Below are 17,205 nucleotides of genomic sequence, written 5' to 3'. Positions count from 1 at the left end.
TTATGTCCTCTCCGTTTTGCTTAACCACATCTCATCCATGCTGCCACCACGAATCTGCATCGGGTAAACGTGCTCGCTGCCATCGACGGTGACATCCACAAACACCAGCCGTCCCTGCGCCAGCGTTTCCAGCGCCAGCGTCAGCTTCTCTTCCAGCTCCGCCGGATGCTCAATGGCGATGCCGACATGCCCATAGGCTTCAGCCAGACGAACAAAATCAGGCAGCGATTCCATATAAGACTGGGAGTGACGGCCGGAGTAGATCATGTCCTGCCACTGCTTCACCATGCCAAGAACACGATTATTCAGGCTCAGCACCAGCACCGGCAGATTGTACTGCAGCGCGGTCGACAACTCCTGAATGTTCATCTGGATACTGCCGTCGCCGGTGACGCAAATAACCGTCTCATCCGGCAGCGCCATTTTCACGCCGAGCGCAGCAGGCAGACCAAAGCCCATGGTGCCGAGACCGCCAGAGTTGATCCAGCGACGCGGCTTATCGAACGGGTAGTACAGCGCCGCGAACATCTGATGCTGGCCGACGTCAGAGGTAACATAGGCATCGCCTTTGGTCAGGCGGTAGATGGTTTCAATAACCGCCTGCGGCTTGATTTTCGCACTGCTGCGATCAAATTCCAGGCACTGACGGCTGCGCCAGCTTTCAATTGATTGCCACCAGTCACGCAGGCTGTCGAGCGGCTGCTTGCTGTCAGTCTGGGCCAGCAACTCCAGCATCTGCTGCAGCACCTGGCGGGCATCGCCCACGATCGGAATATCGGCCGCCACCGTTTTCGAGATGGAGGTAGGATCGATATCGATGTGCATTACCGTGGCATCCGGGCAATATTTTGCCAGGTTGTTAGTGGTACGGTCATCAAAGCGAACCCCGACGCCAAAAATCAGGTCGGCATTGTGCATCGTCATGTTGGCTTCGTAGGTGCCGTGCATCCCCAGCATGCCGACGCATTGACGGTGAGTGCCAGGAAACGCGCCCAGCCCCATCAGCGAGGTAGTGACCGGGATATTCAGGCTCTCCGCCAGCTGCAGCAGTTCCGCCTCACAGCCTGCGGTAATCGCGCCGCCACCGACGTAGATCACCGGCTTATGAGCCGCCAGCAGCGTATTCAGGGCGCGTTTAATCTGCCCTTTATGCCCCTGAATCGTTGGATTATAAGAGCGCATGCTCACTTCATCCGGCCAGTGATAAGGCAGCTTATTTGCCGGATTAAGAATATCTTTTGGCAGATCGATCACCACCGGGCCCGGACGTCCGCTCGACGCCAGCCAGAACGCCTTTTTCAGCACGGTCGGGATCTCTTCGGTGTTTTTCACCAGGAAACTGTGTTTCACCACCGGACGCGAAATGCCGACCATGTCGCACTCCTGAAAGGCGTCATAGCCAATCAGCGACGAAGGCACCTGTCCCGACAGGATCACCAGCGGGATTGAGTCCATGTACGCGGTAGCGATACCGGTAATCGCATTGGTGGCACCGGGCCCTGACGTCACCAGCACCACGCCGACTTCGCCGGTCGCGCGCGCCAGGCCATCAGCCATATGCACCGCGCCCTGCTCATGACGCACCAGTACGTGGTCGATTCCCCCGACCGTTTGCAGCGCGTCGTAAATATCCAACACCGCGCCACCCGGATAACCGAATACCTGCTTAACGCCCTGATCGATTAACGAACGGACGACCATTTCGGCTCCTGACAACATCTCCATCTTCTGCCTCCAGGCGTGAGGGCCAGGCTGCGTTAACGCGCGGGGTGCGTTACGTCATCCAGGCACCTGCTTTGCCAATGTAAGATCAAAACCTTATGTTTATGCCAGCAGGACGGAACGCGTTCCGCCCTGCTGATACAGAGAAATCTGTTGAGTTCATTGTTTTGAGAGTAGGACGTTTACCATAACCGCAGTTAACCTGGCAGGCAAACCGCAAACTCGCGCAAATTAAACGGCACCAACGTAAAGGCTCTGCGCGATAAGAAAGGGCTGCGCGGAATACACTAATTACGTCGCACAACCGCAGAGGAAAATGCTGGCGATGAAATTATTTTCAGCGTGATCTAAGAAATAGCGAAAAGTTATTGCCGCTTACCGCAGCCCACAATTTGCTGTGGCATTTCTTTTCTGGCGTAATTAACCTAAAAATCATTAAAGTTCACACGATTATGCTAAAGCAGCGAAAATAAATCCGGTCATTCAGACTGAGGGATTAATTTTAAAATACTTAAATATCAAACAATTAATCAAGCATCAGCAGAGTCCTTTCCGTTACCAATCGCCCGTTTTAACCCGCGCTGCGTGCGCAGTTGTTCAATACGCTGGCTGACCGATATCTGACAGAATATTTTCCTTATTTACCCGCTGAAATAGCCCTGCATTGAAGGTTGACATCCCACAGGGATTCCAGTACCAATATGTGCAGCACAAAATTTTATGAGGTTTGAATCCATGTTTCGTTCTTCTCGCCTACTCGGTCTACTACTAAACGCATTCAGTTTGCGCGGTAGACTTGTGGGCGGAATCAAACACTGATTCAAACCTGCTGAAAGTTAAAAACCCGCGCCTGTCGCGGGTTTTTTTATGCTCGTTGCAAGGCAAGAAATGCATAAGGATGAATACGATGAGCCAGCAAGTCATTATTTTCGATACCACTCTGCGCGACGGTGAGCAGGCATTACAGGCCAGCCTGAGTGTGAAAGAAAAATTGCAGATTGCGTTAGCGCTGGAGCGCATGGGCGTGGACGTAATGGAAGTCGGTTTTCCGGTTTCCTCACCCGGTGATTTTGAATCTGTACAGACCATTGCGCGCACCATCAAAAACAGCCGGGTTTGCGGTCTGGCACGCTGTGTAGAAAAAGATATCGACGCCGCCTACGAATCACTGCGGGTTGCCGACGCCTTCCGTATTCATACCTTTATCGCCACTTCACCGATGCACATCGCCACCAAACTGCGCAGCACGCTGCCCGAGGTCATTGAGCGTGCAGTGAAGATGGTGAAACACGCCCGTAACTACACCGACGATGTTGAGTTTTCCTGTGAAGACGGTGGCCGTACCCCGATTGACGACCTGTGCCGGATGGTCGAAGCGGCCATTAATGCCGGTGCCCGCACCATCAACATCCCGGACACGGTCGGCTATACCCTGCCGGGTGAATATGCCCACATCATCAGCCAGTTGATTCAGCGCGTGCCGAACATCGATAAAGCGATTCTGTCAGTGCATACCCATGATGACCTGGGCATGGCGACCGGTAATGCGCTGGCTGCGGTGCAGGCGGGCGCCCGCCAGGTTGAAGGCACGCTGAATGGATTGGGTGAACGTGCCGGTAACTGTGCGCTGGAAGAGGTGATCATGGCGATCAAAACCCGCCAGCAGATCATGAACGTCCACACCAATATCAATCATCAGGAAATCTACCGCACCAGCCAGATGGTCAGCCAGATCTGCAATATGCCGATCCCGGCCAACAAAGCGGTGGTTGGCTCCAACGCCTTTGCCCACTCCTCTGGTATTCACCAGGATGGCGTGCTGAAGAACCGCGAGAACTATGAAATTCTGACCCCTGAATCGATTGGCCTGCACAAAATCCAGCTCAACCTGACCTCACGTTCTGGCCGTGCGGCGGTTAAACACCGTATGGAAGAGATGGGCTATGCCGAGCACGATTACAATCTGGATACCCTGTACGACGCCTTCCTGAAGCTGGCTGATAAAAAAGGTCAGGTATTTGATTACGACCTGGAAGCGCTGGCCTTCATCAATAAACAGAATGAAGAGCCGGAATATTTCCAGCTGAACGAATTTAACGTCCAGACCGGTTCGAGCATCACCGCCACGGCCTCGGTCAATCTGGGCTGCGGCGAGAGTATCAAATCAGATGCCGCCACCGGCAATGGTCCGGTTGACGCGGTTTATCAGGCGATCAATCGCATCACCCAGCTGGATGCAGAACTGGTTAACTACAAACTGACCGCCAAGGGCCACGGCGAAAATGCGCTGGGTCAGGTAGATATCGTGGTGAGCTACAACAACCGTAAGTTCCACGGTGTCGGTCTGGCGACTGATATCGTCGAATCGTCCGCCAAAGCGATGGTTAACGCCCTGAATAACATCTGGCGTGCCAGACAGGTTGAACAAGAATTGCAGCGCAAATTTAAAGATCAGAAGGAAACGGTATAACTATGTCCAGCTCTTCCCATATTGCAGTTTTACCGGGTGACGGTATCGGCCCGGAAGTGATGGCGCAGGCAATGAAGGTGTTAGACGCGATTCGTCAACGCTTCGACATGCGCATCACTACCAGCGAATACGCGGTGGGTGGCATCGCCATCGATCAATACGGTGAGCCGTTACCGCCCGCCACCGTCGCAGGCTGTGAGCAGGCCGATGCTATTCTGTTCGGTTCGGTTGGCGGGCCAAAGTGGGAACACTTACCGCCGGCGTCTCAGCCTGAGCGCGGCGCGCTGTTGCCATTGCGTAAACACTTCCGTCTGTTCAGCAACCTGCGTCCGGCGGCACTCTACAGCGGACTGGAAGCTTTTTGCCCGCTGCGTAGCGACATCGCCGCCCGGGGCTTCGACATTCTGTGCGTACGTGAATTGACTGGCGGCATCTACTTCGGCCAGCCGAAGGGCCGTGAAGGCAGCGGTCCGCACGAGCGGGCATTCGATACCGAGGTTTACCACCGTTTCGAAATCGAACGCATCGCCCGCATCGCGTTTGAGTCGGCGCGCAAACGTCGTCATAAAGTGACCTCAATCGATAAAGCCAACGTGTTGCAGACCTCGGTAATGTGGCGCGAGATCGTCAACGAGGTGGCTAAAGATTATCCGGATGTCCAGCTGAGCCACATGTATATCGACAATGCCACCATGCAGCTGATCAAAGATCCGTCGCAGTTTGACGTGCTGCTCTGCTCTAACCTGTTCGGTGACATTCTCTCTGATGAGTGCGCGATGATCACCGGCTCAATGGGCATGCTGCCTTCCGCCAGCCTGAATGAAGAGGGTTTTGGTCTGTTTGAACCGGCCGGTGGCTCTGCACCAGACATTGCGGGTCAGAACATCGCCAACCCGGTGGCGCAGATCCTGTCACTGGCGTTGCTGTTACGTTACAGCCTGAATGCCGATGACGCCGCCGATAGCATTGAGCGCGCCATCAGCCGGGCGCTGGAAGAGGGCTACCGCACCAAAGATTTAGCCGGCGACGGCCCTGCGGTCAGCACCGATGAGATGGGCAGCATCATTGCCCGCTTTATCGCCGAGGAAAAATAAAATAATGAAAACCTTATACCAGAAGTTATTTGATGCACATGTCGTCCACGAAGCGCCAGATGAAACGCCATTACTCTATATCGATCGTCATCTGATCCATGAAGTGACCTCGCCACAGGCGTTTGATGGGCTGCGCGCACACGGACGTAAAGTCCGTCAGCCTGAAAAAACCTTCGCCACCATGGATCACAACGTTTCAACCCAGACCAAAGACATCAATGCGTCGGGTGAGATGGCGCGTATTCAGATGCAGGAGCTGATGAAAAACTGCGCTGAATTTGGCGTGCAGCTGTATGACCTGAATCACCCGTTCCAGGGCATCGTTCATGTTATCGGCCCTGAGCAGGGTATGACCCTGCCGGGCATGACCATCGTCTGCGGCGACTCACACACCGCCACGCACGGCGCGTTTGGCTCGCTGGCCTTTGGTATCGGCACCTCAGAAGTCGAGCATGTGTTTGCCACCCAGACGCTGAAACAGGGTCGGGCGAAAACCATGAAGATTGAAGTGCTGGGCGAAGCCGCGACCGGCATCACCGCCAAAGATATCGTGCTGGCGATCATCGGCAAAACCGGCAGCGCGGGCGGCACCGGTCACGTGGTTGAGTTCTGCGGTCCGGCGATTGAAGCGCTGAGCATGGAAGGCCGCATGACCCTGTGTAATATGGCGATTGAGATGGGTGCCAAAGCGGGCCTGGTTGCGCCGGATGAGACTACATTTAACTACCTGAAAGGCCGTCAGTTCTCGCCGAAGGGTGAGAAATGGGAACAGGCTGTAGCCTACTGGCGTACCCTGAAGTCCGATGAAGGGGCGAAATATGACGCGGTCGTCACGCTGCATGCCGAACAGATTGCACCGCAGGTCACCTGGGGCACCAACCCAGGCCAGGTGATCGCCGTTGATCAGGTCATTCCCAATCCGGCCTCGTTTGCCGATCCGGTCGAGCGCGCCTCGGCGGAGAAAGCCCTGGCCTACATGAACCTGCAGCCAGGCATTAAACTGACCGATGTGGCGATTGATAAGGTGTTTATCGGCTCGTGCACCAACTCACGCATTGAGGATCTGCGCGCTGCCGCCGCCATCGCCAAAGGCCGCAAAGTCGCGCCTGGCGTGATTGCCATGGTGGTGCCAGGTTCCGGTCCGGTCAAAGCTCAGGCTGAAGCCGAAGGTCTGGATAAAATCTTCCTCGACGCTGGTTTTGAATGGCGTCTGCCAGGCTGTTCAATGTGTCTGGCGATGAATAATGACCGTCTGAATCCAGGCGAGCGTTGCGCCTCAACCAGCAACCGTAATTTTGAAGGTCGTCAGGGCCGCGGTGGCCGGACCCATCTGGTCAGCCCGGCGATGGCAGCCGCTGCCGCCGTTTCCGGCCATTTTGCCGATATCCGTCAACTGACGACAGGAGCTTAACCGATGGCGAATAAATTTACCCAGCACACCGGTATCGTTGCGCCGCTGGATGCGGCTAACGTCGATACTGATGCCATTATCCCTAAGCAGTTTTTGCAGAAAGTAACCCGCACCGGTTTCGGCCAGCACCTGTTTCACGACTGGCGCTTTGAAGATGATGCCGGCACCGTGCCGACGCCCGGTTTTGTGCTCAACAAGCCGGAGTTCAAAGGCACCAGCATTCTGCTGGCGCGTGAAAACTTTGGCTGCGGCTCATCACGTGAGCATGCGCCCTGGGCGCTGACCGATTTCGGTTTTCACGTGGTGATTGCGCCGAGCTTCGCGGATATTTTTTACGGTAACAGCTTCAATAACCAGCTGCTGCCGGTCAAGTTAAGCGAACAGGAAGTGGATGAGATGTTTAAACTGGTGGCGGCGCAACCGGGCATTCGCTTTACGGTCGATCTGGAAGCGCAGACGGTGACTGCGGGGGATAAAGTCTATCCGTTCGAACTCGACAGCTTCCGCCGTCACTGCATGATTAACGGCCTTGACAGTATCGGCCTGACGCTGCAACACGAAGCGTCGATCTCGCAATATGAGCAGAACCAGCCCGCCTTCCTGCGCTGATAGAGTCAAAGCAGGGCGGCATCCCGTCGCCCTGCTGCTTTAAACGTCGCGTACCCGCGCTGACATAATAAAAGCCGCTATCGCCAGCACAAATGCCAGCCAGTAGACCGCTTCATGTCCCAGCCGCTCACTTAAGGTTCCCTGAATAACCCCGGCCAGAATCATGCCGGTCGAGATCGAATTGGTGAACATCGTTGTCGCAGCGCCGGGTCGCCCCGGCATTAAATCCTGAAACCACAACATCCCGATACCGGCGATAATCCCGACAAACACCGCATTAAACAGCTGTAAAACCATCAGTGAGGTGCGCGAGTTGAACAGCACCAGCCCAAGGTAAAACAGCACCCCTGCCGCCACCGCCAGCAGCATCAGCCGCCGCTTGCCGATACGCCGTGCGTAATGCCCGGCCAGCAGCATCACCGGAATCTCCAGCCCGGCCGCGGTCCCCATCAGCAAACCGGCCAGCTTTTCCGGCAATCCCAGCGTGGTACTGATGTAGAGCGGCATGTCGATGATGTACATGGTGTTGCAGGTCCACATGGTCACCGAGGCCAGAAACAGCAGCCGCACATCCCGGTCACGCCAGCCGCTTAACGGCAGGCCGCCGCTTTGCAGCAGTGGCTCAGCGCGCGGCACCGACGGCAGGGTAAACCACACCAGCACGATGCAGATAAGGAACAGCGCCGCCGCCACCATAAACAGCGTCACGAAACCGTAATTCAGCGCCAGAGCGAACGACAGTGGCGGTCCGATCACCCACGCCAGCGACAGCTGTGCCCGCATCACCGAACTGAACATCACCGCTTCCCGCGCTGACTGGTCGGCATATTCACGTGCCAGCGCGAACAGCTGCGGCATCGACACGCTGGCTAACGCCGAGAGCAGCACCCCAAGGGTAATCAGCGTCAGATAGTGGCGGGTAAAGGCAAACAGCAGCGCATTAACCAGCGCCATCAGGCAGCAGAACAGAATGATGTTGCGGCGATCGCCGACGCTGTCCGATCGCTTTGCCACCAGCATACTCACCACGATACCGGCCACCGCATTGATAGTGAAAAACAGCCCGACCCAGAATGGGCGGGCCTGCACCTCACGGGTTAAAAACAGGCTGAGGGTCGGTGCCTGCAATGCGCCCGCCACGCCCAGCATGAACGAGGCGACCATAAAAGCGAGGTAGACCGGATTGATGCGGCGCTGCCGCGTTAACAGCGATTTCATACCGAAATCCCTTACAGGATGAACAGGGGAAGAGAAGAAGGGTAGACGATACCGTGCAGCATGAAAAAAGCCAGCAGAGATCATCTGCTGGCGGTGTAATTGCACCCTACTCAGAAAAGCATCCCGCTGAACAGCGGCATGAGGGTCGAACGCCATTCATAGCTGAATGCCTCCCGCTCTTCCCATAGAGCAAAGTTTGCCCTTAAAATGCGGCAAGAAAAACAGAGCGCTTTTCACCGGGAGTTCCTCTTTTATGTTCTCATCTCGCCTGAAGCAGCAGTTCATACGCCTGTGGCAAAGCTGCCAGGGGCAGACGCAGGAGATCACCCTGAGCGAACTGGCTGACCTGCTGCACTGTTCACGCCGGCATATGCGCAACTTACTCAACCGGATGCAGGCGGCCGGCTGGTTAATCTGGCAGGCCGAAGCCGGACGCGGTAAGCGCTCACAACTGACCTTCTGCTACACCGGGCTGGCGCTACAGCAGCAGCGCGCTGAGGATCTGCTGGATCAGGATCGCATCGATCAGCTGGTGCAACTGGTCGGCGATAAGAATCAGGTCAGGCAGATGATTGGCGCTCACCTTGGCCGCAGTTTCCGTCAGGGAAAACACATTCTGCGGGTGCTTTACTACCGCCCGCTGCTGAATTTGCTGCCGGGCTCCGCCCTGCGCCGCTCCGAAACCCATATTGCCCGCCAGATTTTTAATGGCCTGACGCGCATAAATGAGGAAAATGGGGAAATAGAGGCCGATATTGCCCATCACTGGCAGCAGACTTCCCCGCTCCACTGGCGCTTTTTTCTGCGACCGGCGATTCGCTTTCATCATGGTCGCGAACTGGAGATGGCCGATGTTATCGCCACGCTGGAACGTCAGCGTCAGCAGCCGCTGTTTTCCCATATTCAACAGCTCGACTCGCCCGCTCCGTGGACGCTGGATATCACCTTAAGCCAGCCCGACGACTGGTTACCCTGGTTACTGGCCAGCGTCAGTGCGATGATCCTGCCGCGCGAGTGGCCCACGCAGCGCGACTTTGCCCGCCAGCCGATCGGCACCGGCCCTTACAGCGTGATCCGCAATCAGGAAAGTCAGCTGAAGATAGAAGCCTTTGATGATTATTTTGGCTTTCGCGCGCTGATTGATGACGTCTCTATCTGGGTACTGCCGGATATCAGCGATGAGCTGGTCTACGCAGGTGTGCGCCTGCAGGGCGACGGCGCGGATGAGATCCAGGAAGAGAGCCGGCTGGAAGAAGGCTGCTACTATTTGCTGTTTGATCAGCGTTCGGAAAAAGGCCGTGACGAGACGATACGGCGCTGGGTCAGCTATCTGTTCAATCCCATCGCCCTGCTCAACCACGCCGGCGTCGGCTATCAGCGTTACTGGTTTCCGGCCTATGGCCTGCTGCCGCGCTGGCATCACCGCCGCGATCTTACCCCGGTCGAAAAGCCGCCCGGCCTGACTCACCTGACGCTCACCTGGTACAGTCAGCACGTTGAGCACGAAGGCATTGCCAATGCGTTGCGTCCGCTGCTGGCGCAGCACGGCGTTACGCTGGAGACGCGTGAAGTCAGTTACGAATGCTGGCATCAGGGCGAGGCCGACAGCGATATCTGGCTCGGCAGCGTGAACTTCACGCTGCCACTGGCCTTTTCACTGTTTGCCCAGCTGTATGAGATCCCGCTGCTGCATCACTGTTTGCCGATCGACTGGCACGCTGATGCCGCCCGCTGGCGTGAAAAAGCGCTGCCGCTGGCCGAATGGAGCAAGCGGTTAGTGGAAGAGGCCGGTCTGCATCCGCTGTTCCACCACTGGCTGCTGCTTGAAGGTCAGCGCAGCATGCGCGGCGTGCGGATGAATACCCTCGGCTGGTTCGATTTTAAATCTGCCTGGTTTGCGCCGCCCGCGCTGTAACGCTTTCGCGCTGACGCTGAAATGACTAGAATGTGACGTTCTCAACGGGGTGCCGCCTGCTGACCGCAAACGGCTGAGAGAGACCCGTCGAACCTGATTCGGTTAATACCGACGTAGGGATTTGAGAGGCCTGCTGCTCAGATCCTTTGCGACTCATCCCCTATTCTCCTGAAGGAGCGCAAAGTGTTTAACAAAGTTCTGCCACTGCTGCTGTTACTTTCCACCCCGGTACTGGCTGCCAAACCGGTTCTGACGGTTTACACCTACGACTCCTTCTCCGCTGACTGGGGCCCCGGTCCGGCGGTCAAAAAAGCCTTTGAAGCGCAGTGCGATTGCGAACTGAAATTTGTCACGCTGGAAGATGGCGTGTCGCTGCTGAATCGCGTGCGAATGGAAGGCAAAAACAGCAAAGCGGATGTGGTGCTGGGACTGGATAACAACCTGCTGCAGGCGGCGCAAAAAACCGGTCTGTTTGCCGCCAGCAAGGTCGATACCGCGCAGCTGACGCTGCCGGGTGGCTGGCACGACAGCACCTTTGTTCCGTTTGATTATGGCTATTTCGCCTTCGTCTATGACAAAACCCGCCTGAAAAATCCGCCGAAAAGCCTGAAAGAGCTGGTAGAGAGCCCGGAAAAATGGCGGGTCATCTATGAAGATCCGCGTACCAGTACCCCGGGATTAGGTCTGCTGCTGTGGATGCAGAAAGTCTATGGCGATCAGGCCCCGCAGGCATGGCAAAAGCTGGCGCAGAAAACCGTGACGGTCACCAAGGGCTGGAGTGAAGCCTACGGTCTGTTCCTGAAAGGCGAAGGCGATCTGGTGCTGAGCTATACCACCTCGCCGGCCTATCACATCATCGAAGAGAAAAAAGAGAACTACGCCGCCGCACCGTTTGCCGAAGGCCACTATCTGCAGGTCGAGGTTGCTGCGCAGTTAGCCAGCAGTAAACAGCCGAAACTGGCGCAGCAGTTCATGCAGTTTATGGTCTCGCCGGCGTTCCAGAACACCATCCCGACCGGCAACTGGATGTATCCGGCGATCAAAACCACCCTGCCTGCTGGCTTCGCCACGCTGCAGGTGCCCGCCACCGCGCTGCACTATTCGCCGGAAGAGGTAGCCAGCCAGCGCTCTGGCTGGATTAGCCAGTGGCAACGCGCCGTCAGCCGCTAATGCCGCGCTGGCTGATCCCCGGGTCGCTCGCCACGCTGCTGTTAATCAGCGTGGCGCTGTTCGCCTTTATCTCGCTGTGGAATGCCGCGCCGGTCACCGACTGGCGTAGCGTGCTGCTGGATGAGTACCTGCAGCACGTTGTGGCGTTCTCCTTTGGTCAGGCGCTGCTCTCCGCCCTGCTGTCGTTGCTGCCTGCAGTGCCGCTGGCGCGCGCCCTCTATCGCCGCCGCTTTCCCGGTCGTCAGCTGTTGCTGCGTCTGTGTGCCATGACGCTGGTGCTGCCGGTGCTGGTGGCGGTGTTTGGCCTACTGACGGTCTATGGCCGCGTCGGCTGGCTGGCGCAGATGTGTCAGCTGCTGGGCATTGACTATCACTTCTCACCCTATGGGTTACAGGGCATTTTGCTGGCGCATGTTTTTTTTAACCTGCCGCTGGCGACGCGTCTGATGCTGCAGGCGCTGGAGAGTATTCCGGCCGAGCAGCGTCAACTGGCCGCACAGCTTGATCTGCGCGGCTGGCACCACTTTTGCCTGCTGGAGTGGCCATGGCTGCGTCGTCAGCTGCTGCCGACCGGCGCGCTCATCTTTATGCTCTGCTTCGCCAGCTTCGCCACCGTGCTGTCGCTGGGCGGTGGCCCCCAGGCCACCACCATTGAACTGGCGATCTTTCAGGCGCTCAGTTACGACTACGATCCCGGTCGAGCCGCCTTGCTGGCGCTGATTCAGCTCAGCTGCTGTCTGACGCTGGTGCTGCTCAGCCAGCGGTTCAGTAAAGCGCTCCCTGCCGGTACCAGCCAGCTGCACGGCTGGCGCGATCCACAGGATTCTCGTCTGGCTCAACTAACGGATGGGTTGCTGATTATGCTGGCGTTACTGCTGCTGCTGCCGCCGCTGGCGGCGGTAGTGGTGGATGGCTTGCACGGCGGGCTGCGCGGCGCGCTGGCCCAGCCAGCGCTGTGGCAGGCGACCCTGACCTCATTGCGCATCGCGGTCGGTGCCGGCCTGCTGTGCGTAATACTGACGCTGATGCTGCTGTGGAGCAGTCGCGAATTGCGTCTGCGTCAGCGCCCGCTCGCCGCACAGCTGATCGACACCAGCGGCATGCTGATTCTGGCAATGCCCGGCATTGTGCTGGCGACCGGCTTCTTTCTGCTGTTTAACGCCACCGTTGGCCTGCCGGCGTCGGCGGACGGGCTGGTGATCTTTACCAATGCGCTGATCGCCATTCCCTATGCGCTGAAAGTACTGGAAAACCCGATGCGTGATCTCGCCGAGCGCTACGGCAGGCTATGCGATTCACTGGATATCCACGGCTGGAACCGACTGCGGTTGATTGAACTGCGGGCGCTGAAACGTCCGCTGGCACAGGCGCTGGCGTTTGCCTGCGTGCTGTCGATCGGTGATTTTGGCGTGGTGGCGCTGTTTGGCAACGCCGACTTCCGCACCCTGCCGTTCTACCTTTATCAACAGATTGGTGCCTATCGTGGTGCCGACGGCGCAGTCACCGCTCTGCTGCTGCTGCTGCTCTGTTTGCTGCTGTTCACCCTGATGGAAAAATTACCGGGCCGCCATGCTGACACTGAATAATCTCACTTACCTTTATCAGCATCTGCCGATGCGCTTCAGCCTGCATGCCGAACGTGGCGAGCGGCTGGCGATCCTCGGGCCAAGCGGTGCCGGAAAAAGTACCTTACTCAGCCTGATCGCCGGTTTTCTGCCGATCCGCCAGGGCACGCTGATGATTGATGGCCAGGATCATAGCCACAGCGTGCCCGCCAGGCGGCCGGTATCGATGCTGTTTCAGGAGAACAACCTGTTTCCGCACCTCAGCGTGCAGCAGAACATGGCGCTGGGCCTGCACCCGGGACTGAAGCTCAACGCAGAGCAGCGCCAGCAGCTGGCTGCGCTGGCCGATCAGGTGGGATTGGGCGGTCTGCTGGCGCGACTGCCGGGCGAGCTATCGGGGGGCCAGCGTCAGCGGGTGGCGCTGGCGCGTTGTCTGCTGCGCGATCGCCCGGTACTGCTGCTGGATGAGCCTTTTTCGGCGCTGGATCCGGCGCTGCGCAGCGAAATGCTGCAGCTGGTGCGCTCGGTGTGCGAAGCCCGCAACATCACGCTGCTGATGGTGTCGCACAGTCTGGAAGATGCGCAACAGATCGCACCGCGCAGCGTGGTGATTGTTGATGGACGGGTTTACTGGGACGGCGCGACCCAACAGTTGCTGTCGGGCGAGACGCGGGAGGCTGATGTACTGGGCATCCCGCGCCGCTAACCGATGATTATTCGAAAAAGACCTGCCACAGCAGATGACGGAAAATCGGCATCATCGGATGGAACTGAATGCCGACAAAGGCGGCAATGGCGATCACCAGCCCCAGCGGTCCCAGCCAGCGCAGTCGTTCCGGCGGCAGCCAGGCGGTCGCCCAATCCTGACTCTTGCCGCTACGCCACCAGCGCCAGCCTAACCAGCCGCCCAGCCACACCACTATCGCTGCCGTCAGCAGCAGCCACTTGAAGTTACCGCCCTGCGCCGCCTCAGGCACATCGACTGCCACGCCAGCCAGAATGCCGGGCAGCAGATAGAGCGGTGGCCACAGCAGGCAGCCAATCAGATTCGGCGGCAGGAATTTACGTACCGGCAATTCCAGCATACCGGCCGCCAGTGGGATCAGCGGGCGCGTCGGGCCGACAAAGCGTCCGACAAGAATGGTAAACATGCTGTGCTGATGCAGCGCGTGTTCGGTTTTATCCAGCAGCCCTTTGTACTTTTGCAGATACTTCCAGCGATGCAGCGGTCCCTGAAATTTCCAGCCGATGCCGTAAGAGACCCAGTCGCCAATCAGGCAACCGGCAAAACCAGCCGCCCAGGCCGGATAGAGGCCAATTTGTCCGCTGCCAACCAGCGCGCCCAGACTCGCCATCAGCACGGTTCCCGGCAGCAACAGCCCGACCAGCGCCAGTGATTCCAGAAAGGTCACCAGCGCAACCGCAAACAGCGCCCACTCCAGCGACTGCGTAAACAGGTGTTGAACCCAGGCTTCCATAAACTTCCTTAGAAAAAGCAGAAGGCTGGATTGTCCTGAGCCAGCCGCACAGCGTCAAGGCAAGAATTGTAGGACAATATTGACAAAACCCCGGCGCGGGAACTGTATAAATATCCATGTTATACTGAGCGGGTTTTATCACCGTTCAAAAATCCTGAGTCTGGAGACGATGTGAATAGGCCCCGCGCAGGTTTTCTGCTTACCCGCCACTGGCGCGACACGCCGCAAGGCAGTGAAATTGTGCTCTGGCTCGCCACCGATCAGGGCGCCCAGCGCGTGGTGCTGCCGGCTCAGGAGTCGGTCGCGTTTATTCCGCGTGAGTTTCAGTCTCAGGTCAGTGAGCTGCTGAAAGATGAGCGTCAGCTGCGTATCCAGCCGCTTGAACTGAAAGATTTCCGCCAGCGCCCGGTGGCCGGCATCTACTGCCGGCAGAATCGCCAGTTGCAACGCATCGAAAAGCTGCTGCGTGAACAGGGCATTCCGATCTATGAAGCGGATATCCGCCCGCCCGAGCGCTACCTGATGGAGCGCTTTATTACCGCGCCGGTCTGGTTTGACGGCGAGCCGCAGGGCGACAGCGTGGTAAATGCCCGGCTGAAACCGCATCCCGATTATCGGCCGCCACTGAAATGGGTTTCGCTGGACATTGAAACCACCCAGCACGGCGAGCTTTACTGCATCGGGCTGGAGGGTTGCGGCCAGCGCCAGGTCTATATGCTGGGCCCGCCCAACGGCGATGCCAGCGCGCTCGATTTTGAGCTGATCTATCTGGAGACGCGGCCGCAGCTGCTTGAGGCGCTGAACCAGTGGTTCGCGCAGCACGACCCCGATGTGATCATTGGCTGGAACGTGGTGCAGTTTGACCTGCGGGTATTGCAGAAACATGCCGATCGCTACGCTATTCCGCTGCGTCTGGGCCGTCAGCAGACGACGCTGGAGTGGCGTGAGCACGGCTTCAAGCCCGGCGTTTTTTTCGCCCAGCTCAGTGGTCGGTTGATCATTGACGGCATCGATGCGCTGAAATCCGCCTTCTGGGATTTCCCGTCATTCAGTCTGGAATCGGTGTCGCAGCAACTGTTGGGAGAAGGCAAGGCGATCGATAACCCGTGGCAGCGCATGGAGGAGATCAACTGGCGCTTCGCCAATGATAAACCGGCTCTGGCGCGCTATAACCTGAAAGACTGCGAGCTGGTCACCCGGATTTTCCACAAAACGGCGATTATGCCGTTTCTGCTGGAGCGTGCGGCGGTGAATGGCCTGGCGGTCGATCGTCACGGCGGCTCCGTCGCGGCGTTCAGCCATCTCTATATTCCGCGGATGCACCGCAGCGGATTTGTCGCGCCGAACCTCGGCGATGTGGCTCCGGAAGCCAGTCCCGGCGGCTACGTGATGGATTCACGGCCGGGACTCTACGACTCGGTGCTGGTGCTGGATTACAAGAGCCTTTATCCGTCGATTATCCGTACCTTTCTGATCGATCCGGTTGGCCTGGTGGAAGGGCTGGCGCATCCTGACGATGCCGATTCGGTAGCAGGCTTTCGCGAGGCGCGCTTTTCCCGTCATACCCACTGCCTGCCCGCCATCGTCGAGCAGATCTGGCTGGGCCGTGAAGCCGCCAAACAGCAGGGCAACCAGCCGCTGTCGCAGGCGTTAAAGATTATCATGAACGCCTTTTATGGCGTGCTCGGCACCAGCGCCTGCCGCTTTTTCGATCCACGACTCGCCTCTTCGATTACCCTGCGTGGCCATGCCATTATGCAGCAGACCCGCACGCTGATTGAGGAAGAAGGCTATGATGTGATTTACGGCGATACTGACTCGACCTTCGTCTGGCTGAAATCCGCCCACAGCGAGCAGGACGCCGCGGCGATTGGTCAGCAGCTAACGCAAAAAGTAAATGCCTGGTGGCGTGACCATCTGCAGCAGACTCAGGGGCTGACCAGCGCGCTGGAGCTGGAGTATGAAAACCACTTCTGCCGTTTTCTGATGCCCACCATCCGTGGCGCCGAACAGGGCAGTAAAAAACGCTATGCCGGACTGATCCGCGAAGCGGCGGGCGAACGCATGGTGTTTAAGGGACTGGAGTCGGTGCGCACCGACTGGACGCCGCTGGCGCAGCAGTTTCAGCAGCAGCTCTACAGCCGTATTTTTCGCCGTGAGCCGTGGCAGGACTATATTCGCACCACCGTGGCGCAGCTGCTGGCCGGTGAGCTCGACGATCGGCTGATTTACAAGAAACGTCTGCGCCGACCGCTGAAAGAGTATGAACGAAATGTGCCGCCGCACGTGCGCGCCGCCCGGCTGGCGGATGAGCAGAATCGCAAATTAAACCGGCCGTTGCAGTACCAGAACGGTGGCCGGATTCGCTACGTGATGGCGACGGCAGGCCCGGAGCCGCTGGAGGCTCGCACCACGCCACTGGATTACGATCATTACGTCAGTAAGCAGCTACAACCGGTTGCCGACGGCATTTTACCCTTCGTCGGAGGGGATTTTGCTACACTGATTACCGGGCAGTTGGGTCTTTTTTGACAGGTGACGAATGCCCTGCCA

13 protein-coding genes and 1 riboswitch are annotated in these 17,205 nt (G+C 57.8%); of the genes, 10 read left to right on the top strand and 3 right to left on the bottom strand.

All coding sequences use genetic code 11. The features are described 5' to 3' along the window. Nucleotides 1-1,725, bottom strand: coding sequence for an acetolactate synthase 3 large subunit (gene ilvI / locus AC6I8D_RS03085; RefSeq protein ID WP_312055373.1), 1,725 nt, complete (start codon nucleotides 1,723-1,725; stop codon nucleotides 1-3). Between the two features lie 717 nt (nucleotides 1,726-2,442). Between ilvI and leuL the strand changes: the two genes are divergently transcribed. The 5 genes from leuL to leuD all read left to right on the top strand — a co-directional run bounded on the left by leuL (nucleotide 2,443) and on the right by leuD (nucleotide 7,306). Continuing rightward, a complete protein-coding gene (gene leuL, locus AC6I8D_RS03080; RefSeq protein ID WP_193387671.1) occupies nucleotides 2,443-2,541 on the top strand; it encodes a leu operon leader peptide in 99 nt (32 codons plus the stop codon). Between the two features lie 88 nt (nucleotides 2,542-2,629). Then, the gene (leuA, locus tag AC6I8D_RS03075) at nucleotides 2,630-4,192 is read left to right on the top strand and encodes a 2-isopropylmalate synthase (protein WP_497819640.1); all 1,563 of its coding nucleotides are present in this window, start codon (nucleotides 2,630-2,632) and stop codon (nucleotides 4,190-4,192) included. 2 nt (nucleotides 4,193-4,194) lie between these two features. Continuing rightward, on the top strand, nucleotides 4,195-5,286 hold the full coding sequence (gene leuB, locus AC6I8D_RS03070; protein ID WP_312055371.1) for a 3-isopropylmalate dehydrogenase: 1,092 nt from the start codon (nucleotides 4,195-4,197) through the stop codon (nucleotides 5,284-5,286). Between the two features lie 4 nt (nucleotides 5,287-5,290). After that, a complete protein-coding gene (gene leuC, locus AC6I8D_RS03065; protein WP_312055370.1) occupies nucleotides 5,291-6,697 on the top strand; it encodes a 3-isopropylmalate dehydratase large subunit in 1,407 nt (468 codons plus the stop codon). 3 nt (nucleotides 6,698-6,700) lie between these two features. After that, the gene (gene leuD, locus AC6I8D_RS03060; protein WP_069728437.1) at nucleotides 6,701-7,306 is read left to right on the top strand and encodes a 3-isopropylmalate dehydratase small subunit; all 606 of its coding nucleotides are present in this window, start codon (nucleotides 6,701-6,703) and stop codon (nucleotides 7,304-7,306) included. A gap of 39 nt (nucleotides 7,307-7,345) precedes the next feature. Here the strand turns inward: leuD and AC6I8D_RS03055 are convergent, their stop codons facing one another. Beyond that, nucleotides 7,346-8,524, bottom strand: coding sequence for an MFS transporter (locus AC6I8D_RS03055; protein WP_312055369.1), 1,179 nt, complete (start codon nucleotides 8,522-8,524; stop codon nucleotides 7,346-7,348). Between the two features lie 253 nt (nucleotides 8,525-8,777). Between AC6I8D_RS03055 and sgrR the strand changes: the two genes are divergently transcribed. The 4 genes from sgrR to thiQ all read left to right on the top strand — a co-directional run bounded on the left by sgrR (nucleotide 8,778) and on the right by thiQ (nucleotide 13,880). Then, complete coding sequence (sgrR, locus tag AC6I8D_RS03050; RefSeq protein WP_497819639.1) at nucleotides 8,778-10,439, top strand: HTH-type transcriptional regulator SgrR; 1,662 nt, start codon at nucleotides 8,778-8,780, stop codon at nucleotides 10,437-10,439. A 35-nt stretch (nucleotides 10,440-10,474) separates the two neighbouring features. Further along, nucleotides 10,475-10,577, top strand: a riboswitch (TPP riboswitch). 45 nt (nucleotides 10,578-10,622) lie between these two features. Next, nucleotides 10,623-11,609, top strand: a complete 987-nt coding sequence (thiB, locus tag AC6I8D_RS03045; protein ID WP_312055367.1) for a thiamine ABC transporter substrate binding subunit — start codon at nucleotides 10,623-10,625, stop codon at nucleotides 11,607-11,609. Beyond that, a complete protein-coding gene (gene thiP, locus AC6I8D_RS03040) occupies nucleotides 11,585-13,195 on the top strand; it encodes a thiamine/thiamine pyrophosphate ABC transporter permease ThiP (protein WP_497819638.1) in 1,611 nt (536 codons plus the stop codon). Before thiB ends, thiP begins: the two co-directional genes overlap by 25 nt. Beyond that, the gene (gene thiQ / locus AC6I8D_RS03035; protein ID WP_312759385.1) at nucleotides 13,179-13,880 is read left to right on the top strand and encodes a thiamine ABC transporter ATP-binding protein ThiQ; all 702 of its coding nucleotides are present in this window, start codon (nucleotides 13,179-13,181) and stop codon (nucleotides 13,878-13,880) included. The genes thiP and thiQ overlap by 17 nt, the downstream gene beginning before the upstream one ends. A gap of 7 nt (nucleotides 13,881-13,887) precedes the next feature. Here the strand turns inward: thiQ and AC6I8D_RS03030 are convergent, their stop codons facing one another. Next, nucleotides 13,888-14,652 carry a DedA family protein gene (locus AC6I8D_RS03030; RefSeq protein ID WP_312055364.1) on the bottom strand — a complete coding sequence of 255 codons (765 nt, stop codon included), beginning with the start codon at nucleotides 14,650-14,652 and terminating at the stop codon, nucleotides 13,888-13,890. A 171-nt stretch (nucleotides 14,653-14,823) separates the two neighbouring features. Between AC6I8D_RS03030 and polB the strand changes: the two genes are divergently transcribed. Then, nucleotides 14,824-17,184: a DNA polymerase II gene (polB, locus tag AC6I8D_RS03025; RefSeq protein ID WP_312759388.1), complete on the top strand. Its 2,361-nt coding sequence runs from the start codon at nucleotides 14,824-14,826 to the stop codon at nucleotides 17,182-17,184. The last annotated feature ends 21 nt before the right edge of the window (nucleotides 17,185-17,205 follow it).

The sequence above is a fragment of the Pantoea sp. X-Soil-MYKO-1785 genome (assembly GCF_059730675.1).
The sequence above is the reverse complement of the archived record's forward strand: the minus strand, read 5'-3'. Positions and strand labels throughout refer to the sequence as shown.

What these genes read in the sequence shown, in the direction of transcription:
- sgrR (WP_497819639.1), top strand. Translation starts at nt 8,778, where the DNA reads ATGTTCTCATCTCGCCTGAAGCAGCAGTTCATACGCCTGTGGCAAAGC.
- leuL (WP_193387671.1), top strand. Translation starts at nt 2,443, where the DNA reads ATGAGGTTTGAATCCATGTTTCGTTCTTCTCGCCTACTCGGTCTACTA.
- AC6I8D_RS03055 (WP_312055369.1), bottom strand. Translation starts at nt 8,524, where the DNA reads ATGAAATCGCTGTTAACGCGGCAGCGCCGCATCAATCCGGTCTACCTC.
- ilvI (WP_312055373.1), bottom strand. Translation starts at nt 1,725, where the DNA reads ATGGAGATGTTGTCAGGAGCCGAAATGGTCGTCCGTTCGTTAATCGAT.
- leuB (WP_312055371.1), top strand. Translation starts at nt 4,195, where the DNA reads ATGTCCAGCTCTTCCCATATTGCAGTTTTACCGGGTGACGGTATCGGC.
- leuA (WP_497819640.1), top strand. Translation starts at nt 2,630, where the DNA reads ATGAGCCAGCAAGTCATTATTTTCGATACCACTCTGCGCGACGGTGAG.
- leuC (WP_312055370.1), top strand. Translation starts at nt 5,291, where the DNA reads ATGAAAACCTTATACCAGAAGTTATTTGATGCACATGTCGTCCACGAA.
- leuD (WP_069728437.1), top strand. Translation starts at nt 6,701, where the DNA reads ATGGCGAATAAATTTACCCAGCACACCGGTATCGTTGCGCCGCTGGAT.
- AC6I8D_RS03030 (WP_312055364.1), bottom strand. Translation starts at nt 14,652, where the DNA reads ATGGAAGCCTGGGTTCAACACCTGTTTACGCAGTCGCTGGAGTGGGCG.
- thiQ (WP_312759385.1), top strand. Translation starts at nt 13,179, where the DNA reads ATGCTGACACTGAATAATCTCACTTACCTTTATCAGCATCTGCCGATG.